Annotated in this window: 20 protein-coding genes; 7 read left to right on the top strand and 13 right to left on the bottom strand. The window is 70.6% G+C overall.

What is annotated here, in order from left to right; all coding sequences use genetic code 11:
* Window positions 1–4: 4 nt before the first annotated feature.
* Window positions 5–718 carry a lysophospholipid acyltransferase family protein gene (locus tag HNR30_RS04295; protein ID WP_181608309.1) on the bottom strand — a complete coding sequence of 238 codons (714 nt, stop codon included), beginning with the start codon at window positions 716–718 and terminating at the stop codon, window positions 5–7.
* A 138-nt stretch (window positions 719–856) separates the two neighbouring features.
* Between HNR30_RS04295 and HNR30_RS04290 the strand changes: the two genes are divergently transcribed.
* Complete coding sequence (locus HNR30_RS04290) at window positions 857–1,615, top strand: alpha/beta hydrolase (protein WP_181608308.1); 759 nt, start codon at window positions 857–859, stop codon at window positions 1,613–1,615.
* A gap of 65 nt (window positions 1,616–1,680) precedes the next feature.
* Window positions 1,681–2,181 carry a hypothetical protein gene (locus HNR30_RS04285; RefSeq protein WP_181608307.1) on the top strand — a complete coding sequence of 167 codons (501 nt, stop codon included), beginning with the start codon at window positions 1,681–1,683 and terminating at the stop codon, window positions 2,179–2,181.
* Window positions 2,182–2,320: 139 nt separating this feature from the next.
* Here the strand turns inward: HNR30_RS04285 and HNR30_RS04280 are convergent, their stop codons facing one another.
* Complete coding sequence (locus HNR30_RS04280) at window positions 2,321–3,337, bottom strand: zinc-dependent alcohol dehydrogenase family protein (RefSeq protein WP_181608306.1); 1,017 nt, start codon at window positions 3,335–3,337, stop codon at window positions 2,321–2,323.
* Between the two features lie 83 nt (window positions 3,338–3,420).
* The gene (locus HNR30_RS04275) at window positions 3,421–3,723 is read right to left on the bottom strand and encodes a DUF1905 domain-containing protein (protein WP_181608305.1); all 303 of its coding nucleotides are present in this window, start codon (window positions 3,721–3,723) and stop codon (window positions 3,421–3,423) included.
* A 47-nt stretch (window positions 3,724–3,770) separates the two neighbouring features.
* Between HNR30_RS04275 and HNR30_RS04270 the strand changes: the two genes are divergently transcribed.
* Window positions 3,771–3,953, top strand: coding sequence for a hypothetical protein (locus tag HNR30_RS04270; protein WP_181608304.1), 183 nt, complete (start codon window positions 3,771–3,773; stop codon window positions 3,951–3,953).
* Window positions 3,954–3,989: 36 nt separating this feature from the next.
* Here HNR30_RS04270 and HNR30_RS04265 read toward each other — a convergent pair whose 3' ends face one another.
* The gene (locus HNR30_RS04265) at window positions 3,990–4,331 is read right to left on the bottom strand and encodes a VOC family protein (RefSeq protein WP_181608303.1); all 342 of its coding nucleotides are present in this window, start codon (window positions 4,329–4,331) and stop codon (window positions 3,990–3,992) included.
* Window positions 4,332–4,437: 106 nt separating this feature from the next.
* Window positions 4,438–5,553, bottom strand: a complete 1,116-nt coding sequence (locus tag HNR30_RS04260) for a hypothetical protein (protein WP_246377142.1) — start codon at window positions 5,551–5,553, stop codon at window positions 4,438–4,440.
* Window positions 5,554–5,632: 79 nt separating this feature from the next.
* Between HNR30_RS04260 and HNR30_RS04255 the strand changes: the two genes are divergently transcribed.
* On the top strand, window positions 5,633–6,079 hold the full coding sequence (locus HNR30_RS04255; RefSeq protein ID WP_181608302.1) for a DUF1579 family protein: 447 nt from the start codon (window positions 5,633–5,635) through the stop codon (window positions 6,077–6,079).
* Here HNR30_RS04255 and HNR30_RS04250 read toward each other — a convergent pair.
* The 6 genes from HNR30_RS04250 to HNR30_RS04225 are packed head-to-tail and all read right to left on the bottom strand — an operon-like array spanning window position 6,033 to window position 10,475.
* Window positions 6,033–6,740 carry an endonuclease/exonuclease/phosphatase family protein gene (locus HNR30_RS04250; protein WP_312894220.1) on the bottom strand — a complete coding sequence of 236 codons (708 nt, stop codon included), beginning with the start codon at window positions 6,738–6,740 and terminating at the stop codon, window positions 6,033–6,035. The genes HNR30_RS04255 and HNR30_RS04250 overlap by 47 nt on opposite strands.
* A gap of 9 nt (window positions 6,741–6,749) precedes the next feature.
* Window positions 6,750–7,682 (bottom strand): ROK family glucokinase, encoded by a 933-nt coding sequence (locus HNR30_RS04245; protein WP_181608301.1) that lies wholly within the window; start codon window positions 7,680–7,682, stop codon window positions 6,750–6,752.
* Window positions 7,683–7,696: 14 nt separating this feature from the next.
* Window positions 7,697–8,110: a DUF5304 family protein gene (locus HNR30_RS04240; RefSeq protein ID WP_181608300.1), complete on the bottom strand. Its 414-nt coding sequence runs from the start codon at window positions 8,108–8,110 to the stop codon at window positions 7,697–7,699.
* Window positions 8,107–9,255 (bottom strand): ArsA family ATPase, encoded by a 1,149-nt coding sequence (locus tag HNR30_RS04235; RefSeq protein ID WP_181608299.1) that lies wholly within the window; start codon window positions 9,253–9,255, stop codon window positions 8,107–8,109. The genes HNR30_RS04240 and HNR30_RS04235 overlap by 4 nt, the downstream gene beginning before the upstream one ends.
* Window positions 9,255–9,686, bottom strand: a complete 432-nt coding sequence (locus HNR30_RS04230) for an SRPBCC family protein (RefSeq protein WP_181608298.1) — start codon at window positions 9,684–9,686, stop codon at window positions 9,255–9,257. Before HNR30_RS04230 ends, HNR30_RS04235 begins: the two co-directional genes overlap by 1 nt.
* A 21-nt stretch (window positions 9,687–9,707) precedes the next feature.
* Window positions 9,708–10,475 (bottom strand): metallophosphoesterase family protein, encoded by a 768-nt coding sequence (locus tag HNR30_RS04225; protein ID WP_181608297.1) that lies wholly within the window; start codon window positions 10,473–10,475, stop codon window positions 9,708–9,710.
* Window positions 10,476–10,535: 60 nt separating this feature from the next.
* On the opposite strand from HNR30_RS04225, the gene HNR30_RS04220 reads away from it, so the two are divergent.
* The 3 genes from HNR30_RS04220 to HNR30_RS04210 all read left to right on the top strand — a co-directional run bounded on the left by HNR30_RS04220 (window position 10,536) and on the right by HNR30_RS04210 (window position 15,033).
* Window positions 10,536–12,242, top strand: coding sequence for an AMP-dependent synthetase/ligase (locus tag HNR30_RS04220; protein WP_181608296.1), 1,707 nt, complete (start codon window positions 10,536–10,538; stop codon window positions 12,240–12,242).
* 19 nt (window positions 12,243–12,261) lie between these two features.
* Entirely contained in the window at window positions 12,262–13,932 is a 1,671-nt protein-coding gene (locus HNR30_RS04215) for a VanW family protein (RefSeq protein ID WP_181608295.1), read from the top strand.
* A gap of 63 nt (window positions 13,933–13,995) precedes the next feature.
* On the top strand, window positions 13,996–15,033 hold the full coding sequence (locus HNR30_RS04210) for a GNAT family N-acetyltransferase (RefSeq protein ID WP_312894219.1): 1,038 nt from the start codon (window positions 13,996–13,998) through the stop codon (window positions 15,031–15,033).
* Between the two features lie 30 nt (window positions 15,034–15,063).
* Here the strand turns inward: HNR30_RS04210 and HNR30_RS04205 are convergent, their stop codons facing one another.
* On the bottom strand, window positions 15,064–16,461 hold the full coding sequence (locus HNR30_RS04205; protein ID WP_181608294.1) for a family 2B encapsulin nanocompartment shell protein: 1,398 nt from the start codon (window positions 16,459–16,461) through the stop codon (window positions 15,064–15,066).
* The gene (locus tag HNR30_RS04200) at window positions 16,458–18,497 is read right to left on the bottom strand and encodes a terpene synthase family protein (RefSeq protein WP_181608293.1); all 2,040 of its coding nucleotides are present in this window, start codon (window positions 18,495–18,497) and stop codon (window positions 16,458–16,460) included. The genes HNR30_RS04205 and HNR30_RS04200 overlap by 4 nt, the downstream gene beginning before the upstream one ends.
* Window positions 18,498–18,535: the final 38 nt, after the last annotated feature.

Raw genomic sequence — 18,535 nt, 5'->3', positions numbered from 1 at the left:
CCCCCTAGCGAGACTCGGCGGACGACGCCGCGCGGGCGGCGCGTTCCATCTCGACCCTGGCGCTGGCGGCGTACTTGTCGACGTACTCCTGGCCCGACAGCTCCATCAGGGCGTACATGATCTCGTCGGTCACCGCCCTGAGCACCAGCCGGTCGTCCTCCATGCCGTAGTAGCGGGAGAAGTCGAGCGGCTTGCCGAACCGCACGCCGGGACGGATGCCCATCTTGGGCAGCGGGTGCCCGGGAGGCATCATCTCGAAGGTGTTGACCATCGCCCACGGGATGACCGGCGCCCGCGACTCCAGGGCCAGCCGGGCCACGCCGGTCTTGCCCTTGTAGAGGCGGCCGTCGGGCGAGCGGGTGCCCTCGGGGTAGATGCCGAGGATCTGGCCCTCGCGCAGGATGCGCAGGCCCGTGCGCAGCGCCGCCTCCGACGCCTTGCCGCCCGAGCGGTCGATGGGGACGGTGCCCACGCCGCTGAAGAACAGCCGGGTGAAGAATCCCTTGATGCCGCGCCCGGTGAAGTAGTCGGACTTGCCCAGCGAGATGACCTTGCGCTTGAGCTGGAGCGGCCCGAAGAAGTGGTCGGCGAACGACAGGTGGTTGCCCGCGAGGATCACCGGACCCTGCTTGGGCACGTTGTCGATGCCCTCGAACCAGGGGCGGAACAGCAGGTGGAGGATCGGCGCCAGAATCGCCTTAGCCACCCAGTAGAACACCCGGCCACCTCCATCAATGTCGTGCACGGTCATCTTCGCATCAGTTCGCGTGTGCTCCTACACCCAGCTCTCGCACAACCGCCCCCGATCGTGCAACGATCGGGAAATTCGGGATGATTTCCATCCGAGGAGCTTGTTATGCCGCTCATGGCGGGCGCGGAGCCGTACAGGCACGAAGCGGGGCAGGTCGGCGTGCTGCTCTGCCACGGGTTCACCGGGACGCCGCAGTCGTTGCGGCCGTGGGCGGAGTACCTGGCCGCGCACGGACTGAGCGTGTCGCTGCCACGCCAGCCCGGCCACGGCACCACGTGGCAGGAGATGAACCGCACGCGCTGGGAGGACTGGTATTCGGAGCTGGAGAAGGCCTTCCAGGATCTGCGCGGGCGCTGCCCCGAGGTGTTCGTCGCCGGGCTGAGCCTGGGGGGATGCATGGCGCTGCGGCTCGCCCAGGTGCACGGCGAGGCCATCAGGGGGGTCGTCGCGGTGAACCCGTCGATCGCCAACGACGTGCCCCTGCTCAGGATCGCTCCGGTGCTGCGCTGGTTCGTGCGCTCCGTGCCGGGCGTGGCCAACGACGTCAAGAAGGAGGGGGTGACGGAGCTGGCCTACACGCGCACGCCCGTCGCCGCCGCCTCGACCCTGCCCCGGCTGTGGTCGCTGGTCCAGGCGGAGCTGGAGAAGGTCACCCAGCCGCTGCTCGTCTACCACAGCACCGACGATCACGTGGTGAAACCGACCAGTGTCGCCATCATCAGAAGAATCCTGCCTAACACCCAGATTGAGGAATTGTCAGATAGCTATCATGTTGCGACTCTGGACAACGATGCGGACACGATCTTTGCCGGGAGCCTCGACTTCATCAGGACACATGCCTCGGTACCCTTGCAGAGGGACTGAACGCACGCCGGGGGGCACCAGGTCCGGTGGAGTACGTGTGTTCGTGCGGAGGGGAAGGCGCGAGGGTGACGCCCCAGAGTGACGAGGACGAGGTCTGGCGCCAGATCGTCGCGTCCTTCAACGACACGGCCGAGCGCGACTCGGCGGATCAGCCATGGCCCGACAGCGAGAACGTTCCCGCCGAGCCGAGCCGTCGCGTGGTCAAGCCCACCGAGGACCCCGACTCCGGCTCCGGTGCCGGCGAGTTCGCGCGCGAACGCTACGCGGGCGAAGCGGGTGACGAGGACGACGACGACGGCGAGGCGCCGGCCGAGGAGGAGGACGGATACACCCCTCCACCGCCCCCGCCGCTGCCCAAGGTCGACGTCACGACCAAGATCGCCTGGGGTGCGCTGTTCGGCGGGCCCGCCTACCTCCTGGTGGCGGCGATGGCGAAGTGGCCGCTGGAGGGGTGGGCGGTCATCCTCGCGGTGGCGGCCTTCATCGGCGGCTTCGTGGTGCTGGTGGTGCGCATGGGCGACGGCCCGCCCAACGACTCGGGCTGGGACGACGGCGCCGTCGTGTAAGCCGGGCCGGCCGTGACCCCACGGCCGCCCGGCCCCCGGCCCACGACGCCACACGACCCCGCCACACGACCCCGCCACACGACCCCGCCACACGACCCCCCACGACTCGGCGGGTCGGCGGGTCGGCGGGTCCGTCAGGTCACGGGCGCAGGAGGGCCTTGATCGCCCGGCGTTCGTCCATCGCGCGGTAGGCCTCGGCGGCCTCCTCCAGGGGCAGCTCCAGGTCGAAGACGGCGCCGGGATCGATGCGCCGGTGCCAGATCGCCTCCACCAGCTCAGGCAGGAACCTGCGCACGGGAGCGGGCCCGCCGTGCAGGTGCACCAGCGAGTAGAACAGCTCCTCGACCGGAACCTCGCCGTGGTAGCCGATGAACCCCACGTGCCCGCCCGCCCGGGCCGACCCGATCGACTGCATCACCGACTCCTGGGTGCCGACGGCCTCGATCACGCTGTGCGCGCCGAGCCCGCCGGTCAGCTCCCTGATCCGCGCCACGCCCTCGGCTCCGCGCTCGGTGACGATGTCGGTGGCGCCGAAGTGGCGCGCCAGCTCCTGACGCGGGGTGTGGCGGCTCATCGCGATGATCCGCTCCGCCCCCAGTTCGCGGGCGGCCAGCACCGCGCACAGCCCGACCGCGCCGTCGCCGACGACGGCCACGGTCTTGCCCGGCCCCGCCTGCGCGGCGACGGCCGCGAACCATCCCGTGCCGAGCACGTCGGAGGCGGCCAGCAGGCTTGGCACCAGGTCGTCGGCGGGAACGCCGGGGGTGGCGACCAGGGTGCCGTCGGCCAGCGGGATGCGCGCCCGCTCCGCCTGGGTGCCGATGGTGCCCATCAGCACCCGGTGCACGCACGCGCTCTGGTAGCCCGCCCGGCAGATCTCGCAGGTGTTGTCGGAGGCCCAGAACGAGCCGACGACGAACTGGCCCGGTCTGAGGGTGGTGACCTGGTCGCCGACCTCCTCCACGACGCCGACGTATTCGTGCCCCATCGGCCGGGGTTCGGTGACCGGTTCCAGGCCGCGGTAGGGCCACAGGTCGGAGCCGCAGACGCAGGCCGCGCTCACCCGGATGATCGCGTCGGTCGGCTCCACGATCACCGGATCGGGACGGTCCTCGACCCTGACGTCTCCGGCTCCGTGCATGACCACACCACGCATGACCGCCCCCTCGCTGTCACCTGATGCAACGGACTGTAACCCAGAGTGTTCGCCGCTCCTCGGACCGGCCCCGGTCCTGGGCGTCAGAAGTCGACGAGCTCGACGGTGACGCTCGCCACGTCGCCCGCGTCGAGTCCTTCCGCCCGCCGTACGGCTCGCTTGATCGGCAACGCGTAGCGGCCGCTGCCCTTGTCGGGGAAGATCGACGTCTTCCAACTGCTCACGCCGATCGTCACCCGCACCCGCACCGAGCCGAACCCGCGCCGCGACCCGCCGGTCAGGTCGTGGATCTCCTCCGACTCCTCCACCGGCAGGCTCACGAAGGTCCAGCTGTCGGCCCTGCGGGCGTCCCAGATCCACAACTCGGCATCGAATACGACCTTCACGCGCCCAGCATGGCAGGCGGGTCCGACAACATATCCGGTTCTCCTTCATGCGGGACGCCCAGCCGGACATCGTGTTCAAGGCGCTGAGATTCACCGGGGGCGGGACGGGCCAGCACAACATCGCGGTGAGCAGGCCGAAGGGCCACCAGGTGTTCGTGAGGTTCGCCGTGCTCTTCGACACGGGCGCCGCGTCGGATCCGAGCTGCACCTACCAGACCCGCGGCATCTGACCTGCGGGCGGATGGACGGTGCCGCCCGGCAGGCCGCTATGACGCGACCTGTCCCCCGATGCCGGTCTCGTTGCCGTCGGCGTCGTGGAAGACCCACTTGCAGACGCCGCCGTGTTCCTCCTTGCCCGTCGGCCTGATCCCGCGCGCCGCGATCCTGTCGACCTCGGAGGCTGGGTCGTCGACCCAGATCATGCTCACGCCGCCCCCGACCCGCGCGGCGTCCTCGATGACGTACACGTACAGGTCGTCGGCCAGTTGCCACACGGCTTCGACGTCGTTGGGCCAGAACGCCGGATCCCTGCCGAGCAGCTTGGTGTACCACTCGACGGCGCTCTTGCAGTCGCGCACGGGGATTCCCGCGAAGATTCCCACGGCCATGGCCGGATCTCCTCTCTCGTGGGGCAGGGAAGGTCCCTCTGCCCAAGGGGGAGACTCGCCGCGCCGGGAAAAGTCATCGCCGCACGGTCAAGTCGAGGGTGAGAAGCTAGCTCACCGTCGACTTGGCCGTGCGCGGCCCGAAGGTCTCCACGACGCCCGTGTAGCGGTCGTCCGCGTCGACCGCGTGTCCCACGGCCCACACCAGCCGCTTGTCCGGCAGATACGTCACCGCCTGCAGCCGCACGCTGCTGCGCCCGGCCACCGATCCGCCCCGGATGACGGTCGCGGCCCCCTTCTCGAGCCGCATCAGGAACGGTTCGCCCGGCGTCGACGGGTCGAACCCCGACACCCAGAAGCGCCCCTGCCCGTCGCCGGCGACGCCGTACAGCTGCGCTCCCGTCACGGGCAGGGCCAGGCGGCTCCACCGTTTGCCGTTCCACGAGAGCACGAGCGGCTGCACGTCGCCGGCCTGGGTGTACACGCCTCCGACGGCGACGGCTCGTTTGGCGCCGTCGGCCTGGACGTCGCGCAGGTAGCCGCCGGGCACGGACGGCATCGGCATCGGGCTCCACGTGCCCGCCGCGTAGCGGAAGGCGAGGGGCGCCTTGCCGGTGTCGCCGACCGCGATGGAACCGGAGACGGCGTACAGCGAGCCGGTCCGGTCGAAGGAGGTGGCGTTCCACTGCTGCTGCTGACCGGTGAGGATGAGCGGGTGCCCGCCGCGGCTGCCGACGGCGAAGACGCGGCCGGGCCGTACGTCGACGCCGGTGAGGCGGTCGCGGGAGGTGAGGGCGGGCACGCGGATGCGGTCGAAGCCGGAGGTGTCGCCGTGGGCCAGGTACGGCAGGCCGTCGTGGCCGTCGCCGACCGCCCACACGTCGGTGGCCGAGGAGGCCGAGACGCCGCGCAGGAGGCTGGCGCCCATGGAGTCGCGTACGGCCACCTCGCTCCAGGTGGTGCCGTTCCAGTGACGGATGGCGCCGCGATTGCGCCAGACGTCCCAGATCTGCTGCTGCCCGACGGCCCACACGTCGCCGGAGGGCAGCGCCTGGACGTCGGTCAGCGCGCCGTCGGCGTCGAGGCTGATGCTGGTCGACTGCTGCCAGGCTTCGATCGTCGTCGGAGGTTTCGGATCGCCGTGCGCGGCTGGCCCGGCAGCGAATGCTGCGAGCAGGGCGGCCGCCCACGTAGCCATCGCACGCCGCAGGTAGCGACGGGTCATGTCCTGATCGTACCGTGACGTGGATTAGGCCACGGCTGAATGGTGGCTGTGAGCGGCCCCGCCCCGGCAGCCTGGGCCCATGAACGCATTCGACTTCCTGCTCGGCTCGTGGACCGTGGTCAACTCCAAGAAATCACGCGACGGCCAGTGGCAGGAGTTCACGGCCCAGGTGACGGCCGAGCCGAGGCTCGACGGCCGGGTGATCCTGGAGAACTTCCAGGCCGTCTTCCCCGACGGTCAGCGGGTCAAGGGCCTGGCGATCATCGCCTACGACCCGGCGACGGATCTGTGGCACCACGCGTGGCTGGACTCGCGGGTCTCCCCCGACTTCACGCCGGTGGTGGGCAGGTTCGACGGCGACCACGGCGAGTTCCACGCGCCGGGCCTGCGCTTCCGCTGGGAGCGCAGGGCGGACGGCACGGTGGCGTGGGAGCAGGCGGTCTCGCAGGACGACGGGGTGACCTACGAGACGAACTGGCTCATGGAGTATCGGCGGGCGGAGGTGCCGGTGTCAGCGAGGCGATGACCGGCAGGTGGTCGGTGGCGCTGACGAGGTCCGCGGGGGCGGCCTCGGCGCCGCCGCACCAGTCGATCCGCAGGCCTGGCCCGGCGAAGACGGCGTCGATGCGCGAGGAGGGGTTGCGGGCGGTGAAGGTGCGGCCGTCGCCGCGTGGCGCCGCCGGGTAGCAGTCGGACAGCCGGCCGGCGAAGTAGCGCCAGGTCGGCTGGTGGTCGGTCTCGTTGAGGTCGCCGCAGACCACGGGGATGGCGGAGAAGCGGGCGGCGGCGGCCTCGACGAGGCTCATGATCTGGTTGGCGTGGTGCAGCCGCTGGGCGGGCACGAGGGCGAGGTGGATCGAGCCGACCGCGAGCCGTACGCCCTCGACCTCGACGACGGCCAGGGCCAGACCGCGGATCTCCCGGGGGAAGAAGATCTTCAGCACGTGGGTCTCCTCGTGCAGGACCTTCACCCCCGGGCGGACGTAGACGGCCAGCCCCGCCAGGCGGCGACCGGCGGCGATGCGCATGCCGGTGAGGTCGGCCAGTTCGTGGCGTTTGCTGCGCCACCACAGGAACTTGGGGGCCTCCTGGACGCACAACACGTCGCAGTCCATCGCCTGGATGACTCTGACCAGGGCGGGGACGTCGTCGTGCATGCCCCTGATGTTGTAGGTGCCGATCCGCACACCCAGACGTTAGCGCTGGCGGGCCAGGTCCGCAGCCCCGACGAGTCCGGCGGACGCGCCCAGCTCGGCCAGGCGCACCTCGGCGAAGGGCCGGTGGCCCCGGCCGGTGAGCCTGCGCTGGAAGCTGTCGCGGGCGCGGTCGAGGAACAGGTCGGAGGCGCGTGAGACGCCGCCGCCGACGATGAAGCAGCCGGGGTCGAGGATGGCGGCCAGGTCGGCCATGCCTTGGCCGAGCCACTCGGCCAGGGAGGCGAAGGCTTCCAGGCAGGCCTCGTCGCCCTGGCGGGCGGCCTCGGTGACCTCCTCGCCCTCGATGCTGCCCCCTGCGAGCTCCAGCAGGATTCGCGCGCGCTCGGGCGTGGCCGTGGAGATCTCGCGGGCGTGGGCGACCAGGGCGTTGCCGCTGGCGTACTGCTCCCAGCAGCCGAGGTTGCCGCAGCCGCACTTCTTGCCCTCGGGCACGACCTGCATGTGGCCGAGCTCGGCGCCCATGCCCCAGCGCCCTCTGTACAGGGCGCCGTCGAAGATGAGGCCGCCGCCGATGCCGGTGCCGACGGTGATGCAGACGATGTGGTCCTGGTCGCGTCCGGCGCCGAACTTGCTCTCGGCCCAGGCCATGGCGTTGGCGTCGTTCTCGACGACCACGGGCAGGCCGACCAGTTCGGTGATCTTCTTCTGCAGTGGTTCCTCACGCCAGGCGAGGTTGGGGGCGAACCGCACCACGGAGCGCGTCTCGTCGACGAATCCTGCGGCGCCCACGCCGATGGCCTCGATCTGCCGGTCGGCCGACAGCTCGCGCACCACGTCGGCCACGGTCTCGGCGACCTGGTCCGGCCGGTCGGCGGGGGTGGGCCGCAGGGCCTGCGCGAGGATCGTGCCTTCCTCGTCGACCACGCCCGCGGCCACTTTCGTACCGCCGATGTCAATGCCGATCGTGAGCATTCCGCCGATCCCTTTCAGCCCAGGTCGATGTGCTCCACATTCTGCCTGGTCTCGTCGTCTGGGCGTCGCCTGGGTGCGGGTCGGCTCAGCGTGTCGAGTGCCTGGCGGAAGGCGGCGAACAGTTCGCCACCCGCCGCGGCCAGGTGCTCGGCGACGTCGGCGCCGCTTTCGCGATACCCTCCGGCTTCGCGCTGGGCGGCGATCGCCCGGCACCAGGGACAGGCCCGGCAGATGTATTCGTCGTGTTCGGAGACCGCCTCGCTCCACACGTCTCCGCGGTCCTGGCGCCCGCCCCCGGTGAAGGAGCCGAGCACCGACTTGCCGACCTGGCGGGTGGCGCGGCCCTGGATGGCCTCGAAGAGCTTGCGCGCCTCGTCGGTCACGGTGCCGATGGGGTCTTTGCCCGGCTGCCTGGGAGTCTCAGTCATGCCTCGAACCGTACCTCCAGGACGCCGTCGTCGAGCGCCGCCGAGGCGACCTTGCGCCGCGACAACGCCGCAGGCAGGGCGATGATCCTGCGGTACGGCCCGGCGGTGACGATCAGCTCCTCTCCCTTGCGTGCCAGGTCGACGTCACCCTTGCGGGCTCCTGGCAGGTCGAGGGTGAGCGTCGTGCCCTCGACGCGCAGGGGCGGCTCCATCGTGGGAGCGGCGAACGGGTCGGCGTCGCCGTACAGGGCCTGGCCCACCTCGGCCAGCGCCTCGACCCCGACGGGTTCGGCGGCCAGGTAGGGCACGGTGTGGATCGGCAGGGGCGCGAACGACTGCTCGGCCTCGCCCAGGAAACGCGACTGCGCCTCGACCCACCTGGCGCGCCAGGCGTCGGCGCCCTCGGAGGGGAAGACCCGGTTGGCGATCACCGCGTCGACGCGGTAGCCGTACAGGTTGAGCAGGGTCAGGGTGCGGCGTGCCTCGGCGAGCACCACGGACTCGGGGGTGAACACGAGCCTGACGGAGGCGCCGGGTCCGGTGAGCAGCTCGCGCACCTCCAGCATGCCGCGGTGGAACCGCTCGGTGGCGCTCATGACGTCGTCGCCCGGGGTGCTGACCCTGGCCATGCTCTTGACGAACGGGCCGACGATCTTGAGGATCCTGCGGCCGACCGGCAGCAGCTTGCTGACGTGCCAGTCGAGCGCCTCGGGCAGGGCCAGCAGGCGCAGCGTCTCGGCGGTCGGCGCGCAGTCGACCACGATCACGTCCCAGCGCCCGGTCTGGGCCTGCTCGCGCAGCTCCAGCAGGGCGATGACCTCTTCGGCGCCGGGCAGGACGGTGATCTCCTCGGAGGTGATCTCGTCGAGGCCCAGCTCGCCCAGGACGTTGCGCAGGTAGTCTTGCAGCTCGCCCCAGTGGCGCTCTAGCGAGCGCTGGGTGTCGACCTGGTGCAGGTGAAGCGCCGGAGCGATCTCGACGGGCTCGTCCCCGACCTCGACCCCCAGGGCGTCGGCCAGGGAGTGCGCCGTGTCGGTGGAGACCACGAGGGTCTTCAGCCCCCGCCGCGCCGCCAGTGTGGCCGTCGCGGCGGCGGCCGTGGTCTTGCCCACCCCGCCCTTGCCGGTGAACAGCAGGACCCTCATCAAGCCTCTACACGCTTCTTCAGGCCTTTGAGGGCCGTGTCGACGATGACCTTCTCGGCCTTGCGCTTGATCATGCCGATCATCGGCACCTTGAGCTCGACGGCCAGTTCGTATGTCACTTGGGTTCCACTGCCCACGTCGGCCAGGAGGTAACTCCCGGTCAGGGTGGAGACCATGGTGCCCGACTCGGAGGTCTGCCAGGAGACGCCCGAGTGCTCCCACTGGTAGAGCAGGGTGTAGGCGTCGCTGATGACCCCGGCGTCCAGCACGAAGCGCACCTCGGCCGGCTGCCCGTCGTCGTGGTAGCTGAGGACCTCCGCCTTCTTCACCTGCCCGGCCCATTCGGGGTAGGCGGCGAAGTCCGCGATGACCGCCATCACGCTCGCGCGGTCGGCGGCGATGGTGATGCTCGAAGTGGTGCGATCAGCCATGCGACCACCGTACCGGTCAGGTCACCATTCGAGGATGTAGGGAACGCCCTTTCCCCGGAAGTGTCCGACGTTGACGCACTCGGTGCGCCCGATGCGCATGCGCGGGTAGAGCGGCTGGTGCACGTGGCCGAAGAGGGCGTAGCGGGGCTGGACTCTCCTGATCAGCTCCAGGGTGGCCTCGCTGCCGCGCTCGTGCCGCCGGGCGACGGTGTCGTAGAGCAGCTGGGGAACGGCGGGCGGGATGTGTGTGCACAGCACGTCGACCTCGCCCAGGGCCGCCACCTTGGCGTCGAAGACGTCGTCGTCGAGCTCGTTGGGCGTGCGGTAGACGGTGCGCAGCCCTCCCCCGACGAAGCCGAAGCGCAGCCCGCCGATCTCGGCGGTCTCGCCGTCGAGCACCCGGTGGCCGGGCCGCAGGTGGTCGGCCCACATGCGGGGCAGGTCGACGTTGCCGTAGGTGAGGTAGGCGGGTTCCGGCATCGCGGCGAACAGCGTTTCGTACTGCCGGCGCACGTTGCGTTCGATGTGCTCGCGCGGATCGCCGTCCAGCGACGCCCACAGCGCGGCCGACATCGCGCGGGCCTCGTCGAAACGTTTGGCGGTGCGCAGCGCGATGAACCGCGCGGCGTTGTCGGCGCCGAACAGCTCGGCGAAGATGCCCTGCGCGGGGTCGTCGTAGTCGACGAAGAGGATGAGGTCTCCCAGGCAGATCAGGGCGTCGGCGCCCTCACCGGCGCGGGCGAGGGCGTCGGCCCTGCCGTGGACGTCGCTGACGACATGAAGTCGCATGGCCGTCATCCTACGGAGCTGCTGCTAGCGTGAGTATCGTCCGTCCTGAGGAGTATTTCCGTGCGTGAGTACAGCGTCCCTGTCCTGGTGGATGTGCCCGAGTCGGCGAATCTGGCCGAGACCGTCTTCCGACGCGCCCAGGAGCAGCCCGACGCGGTGGTGCTGCGCCGCAAGGACGGCGACGCCTGGCCGGAGGTGAGCGCGGCCCGGTTCCGCGACGAGGTCGCCGCCGTGGCCAAGGGTCTGATCGCCGCGGGCATCGGCCCCGGCGACCGGGTCGCGCTGATGTCGCGCACCCGCTACGAGTGGACCCTCGTCGACTACGCGATCTGGGCGGCGGGCGCGGTCACGGTGCCGATCTACGAGACCTCCTCCGCCGAGCAGGTGCGCTGGATCCTCACCGACAGCGGCGCCAAGGCGGCCTTCGTGGAGCTCGACGACCACGCCAAGACGGTCGCCGAGGCGGTGCCGGAGCTGAAGAACGTCTGGCGCGTCGACGAGTCCCTCGACGGCTCGGGCGTCTCCGACGACGAGCTGCACGCGCGCCGCGCGGCTCTCAAGGCCGCCGACCTGGCCACGATCGTCTACACCTCGGGCACCACCGGCCGCCCCAAGGGCTGCCGGATCACGCACGACAACCTGCTGTTCGTGGCGCTCAACGTGGTCAAGGGGCCGCTGGCGCCGCTGTTCTCGGGTCCCGGCGTCTCGGCGCTGCTCTTCCTGCCGCTGGCGCACATCTTCGCCCGGGTGATCCAGGTGGTCTTCGTGGAGACCGGCGCCGTCCTGGGCCACACGCCGAACATGAAGAACGTCGCGCCCGACCTGGCCAGTTTCCAGCCGAGCTTCCTGCTGGGCGTGCCGCGCGTGTTCGAGAAGGTCTACAACGGCGCCGAGCAGAAGGCGACGGCCGACGGCAAGGGCAGGATCTTCGCCAAGGCCGCCTCGGTGGCGGTCTCCTACAGCAGGACCGGCTCGCCGAAGTTCCTGCACTGGATCTTCGACAGGCTGGTGTACGGCAAGCTGCGCGCGGCCACGGGCGGCCGCCTGACCGCGGCCGTCAGCGGCGGCTCGGCGCTGGGCGAGCGGCTCGGCCACTTCTTCCGCGGCGTCGGCATCGAGGTCTTCGAGGGCTACGGCCTGACCGAGACCACCGCGCCGATCTCGGTCAACATGCCGGGCGGCAACAAGGTCGGCACCGTCGGCCGCCCGCTGCCCGGCACCTCGGTCCGCATCGCCGACGACGGCGAGGTGCTGGCCAGGGGCCGCCACATCTTCGACGGCTACTGGAACAACCCGGAGGCCACCGCCCAGGCGCTGTCCGACGGCTGGTACGCCACGGGCGACGTGGGCGAGCTCGACGGCGACGGCTACCTGCGCATCACCGGGCGCAAGAAGGAGATCCTGGTGACCGCGGCGGGCAAGAACGTCGCGCCGGGGCCCCTGGAGGACATCGTCCGGGCCAGCCCGATCGTCTCCCAGGCGATGGTGGTGGGCGAGAACCGGCCGTTCGTGGCGGTGCTGGTCACGCTCGACCCCGAGGCGCTGGCGCAGGTGCGGCTGACGCAGGAGCAGATCCAGGCCGAGGTGCAGAAGGCCGTCGACGCCGCGAACGCGACCGTCTCGCGGCCCGAGCAGATCAAGAAGTTCGTGGTCCTGGAGTCGGACCTGACCGAGGAGTCCGGGCACCTCACGCCGACGCTCAAGGTCAAGCGCAACCTGGTCATGCGGGACTTCGCCGGGGAGATCGACGCCCTTTATGGTGGCTAAATCCCACTAAAGTGTGCCCATGAGGACGCACGCTAAGCGGCCCTGGATCATGCTCGCGGCCGCGCTGGTCCTCCTCCCGGCCCTCGCCTACGGCATCCCCGCCGCCACGCTGGCGGGCGAGGTGCCGCCGGGCACCCGCGTGGCCGACGTCGACCTGGGCGGCCTGGATCCCCGTGCCGCCGAGGCGAAGCTCGCCACGGACCTGGCCTACCTGGCCGACGGACCCCTGACGCTCGACTTCGCCGGCACCGAGGTACGGCTGAGGCCCGGACAACTCGGCCTTTCCCTCGACACCGCCGCCACCGTGGCCACCGCCCGCGACGGCGCGCTGACCCCGGCCGGCGTCGCCCGCTCCCTGTTCGGGCGCCGAGCCGTGCCGCCGGTCGTCAAGGTCGACGACGCCAAGCTGTCGGCCGCCATCGCCGAGGAGGCCAAGAAGGTCGACCAGAAACCGCGCGAGGGCGGCGTGCTCTACCGGGGCCTGGAGCCGGTGACGGTGCTGCCCAAGGCGGGGCGCGCCGTCGACAGGGACGCCGCCGCCCAGGCCGTACGGCAGGCGTACCTGCGCGCCGAGGGCCCGATCACCATCCCGGTCAAGCCGGTGCTGCCGCAGGCCGACCGCGCCACGGTCGAGAAGCTGGCCGCGACCACCGCGCGCGAGGCGATCGCGGCCCCGCTGACGCTCACCAGCGGATCCAGGAAGGCGACGCTCACCCGCGAGCAGCTCGCCGCCAGGCTGCGTTTCCTGTCCGACGGCAAGGGCGGCTTCGAGCCGCGCTTCAACGCCGGCAAGCTCACCTCCGACCTGGGCGGCCGGCTCGTCGACGAGGAGCACCTGCCCAAGGACGCCTCCTTCAAGATCGTCAAGGGCAGGCCGCGCGTGGTGCCCGCCGTACCCGGCAAGGGCCTGGACGAGCCCGCGCTCGGCCAGGCCGTCGCCGCCGCCCTGGCGCAGGGCGGCAGCCGTACGGTCGAGGTGCCGCTGAAGGAGACCGCTCCCAAGCTCACCACGGAGAAGGCGGAGAAGCTCGGCATCAAGGAGAAGGTCAGCCAGTTCACCACGAACTATCCCTGCTGCGCGCCGCGGGTGACCAACATCCACGTGATCTCCGACATCCTCGACGGCCACGTCGTGATGCCGGGCGAGACGTTCTCGCTCAACGGCGTCGTCGGCAAGCGCGACAAGGCCCGCGGCTTCGTCGAGGCGCCGATGATCCTCAACAACCGGTTCGTCAACGACGTGGGCGGCGGCGTCTCGCAGTTCGCCACCACCATGTTCAACGCGGTGTTCTTCGGCGGCTTCAAGGACGTGCAGCACCGGGCGCACCAGTACTACATCTCCCGCTACCCGGCCGGACGCGAGTCGACCGTCTCCTTCCCGCAGCCGGACTTCCGGTGGAAGAACGACTCGAAGTACGGCGTGCTGGTCAAGGCCTCCTACACCGCCACCTCGGTGACCGTGCAGTTCTGGAGCACCAAGCGCTACGACATCTCCTCGCGCACGTCGGGACCGTACAACCACCGCTCGTTCGAGACGCTCAGCGAGTCGGGCCCCGAGTGCATCCCGATGCCGGGAGCCCAGGGCTTCGACATCGACGTCTGGCGCATCTTCAAGCGGGACGGCAAGGTCCTGAAGGAGGAGCGTTTCCACACGGTCTACGCGCCGGAGCCGAAGCTAACCTGCAGCTGAATCTCATCCAATCTTCACGGGCCCGGCCTAGCGTGAATTCTTGTGGGTTCCCTGAAGATCACTGTGATTCGCCCGGAAGAGCTGGGCGCGAGCGAGGTGACGACCTGGCACGACCTGCTGCGGTCGCGCCACGAGCTGGTGAACCCGTTCCTCGCGCCCGAGTTCGCCCAGGCCGTCGGCCGCTGCCGTGACGACGTGCGGGTGGCCGTGATCGAGGAGTCGGGCCGGACGGCCGGCTTCCTGCCCTTCCAGCGCGACCGGCTGGGCATCGGCAGGCCGGTCGGCGCCGGCCTCACCGACGCCCAGGGCGCCGCGCTGGCCGAGGGCCTGGAGCTCGAGGTGGGCGCGCTGCTGAAAGCCTGCGGGCTGTCGGTGTGGGAGTTCGACCATCTGGTGGCCGACCAGTTCCCCGCCTTCCACACCAGCCGCCACCCCTCCCCCGTCATCGACCTGCGCAAGGGCCTGCCGTCCAACAAGACCGTCAAGTCCACGATGGCCAAGGAGCGCAAGCTCGAGCGCGACATCGGGGCGGTGCGCCACGACTACGCCACCACCGACCCCGAGGCGCTGCGCACGCTGCTGGGCTGGAAGAGCAGGCAGTACCGGCGCACCGGGCGCACCGACCGCTTCGCCGCACCGTGGATCGTGCGGCTGGTGGAGGAGCTGCTGCTGATCGACACCCCCGGCTTCGGCGGCGTGCTCGACCTGGTCTACGCCGACGGCCTGCCGGTCGCGGGCCACTTCGGCCTGCGCAGCGACAAGGTGCTCACCGGCTGGTTCCCCGCCTACGACCCCGCCTTCTCCCGCTACTCCCCCGGCCTCATCCACCACCTGGCCATGGCACGCGAGGCCGCCGCCCACGGCATCGCCCTCATCGACCTGGGCCGCGGCGCCAAGGAGTACAAGGACAAGCTCAGCAACGGCGCGCTGACGGTGGCCGAGGGGCGGCTGGCACGCGCGACGCCTGCCGCCGCGCTGCACTGGGCGACCACCGTGCCCGTGCGCGCGCTGCGCAACACCGTGCTGGCCAGCCCCGCCCTGCGGGCGCCCGCCGACCGCCTGCTCAAGACGTACGGCAGGCTGCGCAACCGCACCCCTTGACCCCCGGCTCCCGCCCGGTTCAGGACATCCTCACCGGCCGATCTCGACGCTCTCCAGCACGCCGAGCGCGTCGGGCACCAGCGGCACCACCGAGTAGTAGGTGCTCAGCAGGTAGGAGGCGACCGCCTGCTCGTTGATGCCGGTGAAGCGAACCGACAGGCCGGGCTCGTACTCGTCGGGCAGGCCGGTGCGGCGAAGGCCGACCACGCCCTGCTTCTCCTCCCCGAGGCGCATGACGATGATCGAGGTCAGGCCGCGGTCGGAGACGGGGATCTTGTCGCACGGCAGGATCGGCACGCCGCGCCAGGCGATGATGCCGGGACCGGCCGTGTCGGGATAGATCCTGCGGCTGCTGCACTCGCGCCCGAAGGCGGCGATGGCCTTCGGGTGCGCGAGGAAGTAGTGCGAGCTGCGGCGGCGCGACAGCAGCTCGTCGAGGTCGTCGGGGGTGGGCGGCCCGGTGCGGGTGTGGATGCGCTGCTTGAGGTCGGCGTTGTGGAGCAGGCCGAAGTCGCGGTTGTTGACCAGCTCGTGCTCCTGACGCTCTCGCAGGGCGTGGATCGTCAGGCGCAGCTGCTGCTCGGTCTGGTTCATCGGCTCGTTGTACAGATCGGCCACGCGGGTGTGCACGCGCAGGATCGTCTGGGCGACGCTCAGCTCGTACTCGCGGGGTGCCGCGTCGTAGTCGACGAACGTGCCCGGCAGCACGGGCTCTCCGCTGTGGCCGGAGGTCAGCTCGATCGCCGCCTCGCCGTACCTGTTGCTGGCCGGCCGGTCCGCGTCGCCCTCCCCGGCGACGCGGGCCAGCTCCTCGGCCGGGAGCGTGAGCACGGTGCAGGGAGTGATCGCCTCGGCCTCGCGCACCTCGCGCCCGGCCGTCGGCCTGACGCCCGGTGCGGCGGGTTCGACCGACGGCACGAAGCTGGGCATGGCCTCGGCGGCCGGGGCGGGCACCGAGGGGGCCGACGCGACGGCGAAGTGGTCGCCGTCGGCGTACACGCCCAGGTCGGCGCGCGAGCCGTAGGTGCCGGCGCCGAACGCCCTGATCTTGCCGTGTGCGACCAGGACCAGCCCCGCGTCGGGCACCCGGTCGCCGGGCCGCAGGTCGTGCTGGACGAACCGCCCGGCCAGGCCCTCGACGTCGTCGTGGTCGCGGAAGGCCGGGATCTCCCGCAGCTCCTCGGGGATGACGCGGACCGACGCGCCGGTGTTGACGAACGAGACCCGGCCGTCGCCCACGGTGTAGGTGAGGCGGCGGTTGACCCGGAAGGCGCCGCCCGTCACCTCCTGCCAGGGCAGCACCCGCAGCAGGTGGCGAGGGGTGATCTCGGCCATCTGCGGCGGGGTCTTGCTCAGGGAGGCGAGCTTGCGAGCCGCCGCCGTGCTCAGGCTGAGCTGTGAGGCGATCTCGGACTGGTCTGTGGTCATCGAGCTCCTCCGAGCAGGTTGGCGATGCGGGTGGTGGCGGTGCCGAAGCCACGCGGACCGGGTTCCCAGCGGGCGTACTCCACGTATCGCCCGGTCTCGCGGTGCCAGCGCAGCACGCCCGACATCCAGTCCCGCAGGCCGTCGACGTATCCGGCGACGCTCGCCCTGGCGCTCTCACCGATCTGGTAGTCGTCGAGGTAGGCGGGCAGGTCGGTGGCGGCCACGTGCTCGAACTGCCGCATCCGGGAGGTCATCAGGGCGTCGGCGATGCCGATGGCCTGGGGCAGGTCGCAGCCGAAGAAGGTCTTCAGCACCAGGACGCCGTTGTTGACCTCTCCCTCGAACTGGATCTCCTTCTGGTAGGAGAAGATGTCGTTCATCAGGCAGCAGTAGTCGTGGGCCGCGTTGGTCAGGCTCCACAGCGGGCGGCTGCGCCAGACGTCGGCCGGCACCTCGCGCCCGGCCTTCAGCCTCGACAGCTCCACCGTCAGCTCCGAGCCGAAGGTCCTGCGGCGCATCTCGATGTAGTCGACCGGGTCGGGCACCCGGTTCTGCATGACGTTGGCCAGCTCCCAGATCCAGCTGCTCGTCATGGTCTCGACCGTGTGGCGGAAGACCGCGCGGCCGGGCTCCTCCATGTGCTCGGCCGTACGGAGCCACAACTCGGCCAGGCCGCGCTCCAGGGGGTTCAGCGGGGTCGCCACCGGCACCAGGTCGAGCGGCATGAACAGCGACAGCCTGGCGTTCTGCGCCTTGGCCGCCGTCAGGTCCCGGCGGCCGAAGACCGCCGGGAACCAGTCGTCGGCGTAGGTGCCCCAGGTCAGCCAGTTGGTCGACAGGATCAGCTCACGCTCGGTCGCGTCGGGGTCGATGCCCGCGGCGCACCGCGCGAAGTCGAAGATGTCGATCTTGTGGGCGGTCCACACACCGTCGTTGAAGCCCATGGCATGCGCCCACGCCAGCTCCGCCCTGCGCGCGGCGTCGTAGTGGGGGTTGTCGCCCGCCTTGAACGGCATGTAGAAGTCGGGCTCGTCGACCACCCCCACGTTCGGGTACGGCGGGGCGGTCAGGTTGCGCAGCCCGCCCGGTCCGAGCAGGTGATGCGGTGAGACGCCCGCGCTCTGACCGCCCTTGGTGTAGCGGTTGGAGCGCATGTGCCACTCGTGGCCGCCCGCCTGCCAGTCCTGCAGCCCCTTGACGTAGCTGAGCACCGCCGCCTGCTCGTGCGGGAGCAGGCCGTGGTCGGCGAACAGCGGCGGCAGCTCGGTCATCACGGTGTTCTCGAACTGGTGCAGCCGCGAGGTGAGCAGGTCGTTGGTGAGGTCGGCCGCCTGCTGGGTGTCGCAGCCGAAGAAGCGCTCGCACACCAGCACGCAGTTGGACAGCTCGCCCTCCACCTCGACCTCGCGGTGGTAGGAGAACAGGTCGTTGCGCAGGTGCACGGCGTCGGAGAAGGTCTCCATGAGCACCCTGACCGGTCTGCTGTAGGCCACACGCGGGGGCACCTCGGCCCCTGACACGTGTTCGACCAGGCAGGCCGACCAGGGGGCGCCGCCGACCTTGCGGCGTTCCTCGATGTACTCGATGGGGTTGGAGACCTGGCCGGTCTCGATGTGGAACAGCTCCCACATCGACTCCTGCATCAGGTCGCGGGTGACGTCGACGAAGCGGTCGCGCCAGCACTGGCTGCGGTGCGGGACCGTGCGCTCCCACAGGTCCTTCAGCCCGCGCTCGCACGGGTTGCCCGGCTCGGGCGGGTCGTCGGACATGAACAGCTCCAGCCGGTCCAGGTAGGCCTGGCCGCCCGCGATGTCCCTGCTGCGCTTGAAGGTCTCCAGGAAGTGGTCGTCGAAGAAGAAGACCCAGACGTACCAGTCGGTGACCAGGTCCAGTTCCTCGGCCGGGCAGTCGGGATGGGTGTAGGCGCACATGAGCCCGTAGTCCATGCCGTCGAAGTTGGCCTCGGTCCAGACGACGTCGTCGATCATCTCCATGTCGCGCGCCCACTGCTTGGTGTGCGCCCTGGCCCGCTCCATGTGGGGATTGAGGCGGGCCGGATACGGGAGGTAGTAGT

This window comes from Nonomuraea soli (genome assembly GCF_013761175.1).
GTDB lineage: Bacteria > Actinomycetota > Actinomycetes > Streptosporangiales > Streptosporangiaceae > Nonomuraea > Nonomuraea soli.
The sequence above is the reverse complement of the archived record's forward strand: the minus strand, read 5'-3'. Positions and strand labels throughout refer to the sequence as shown.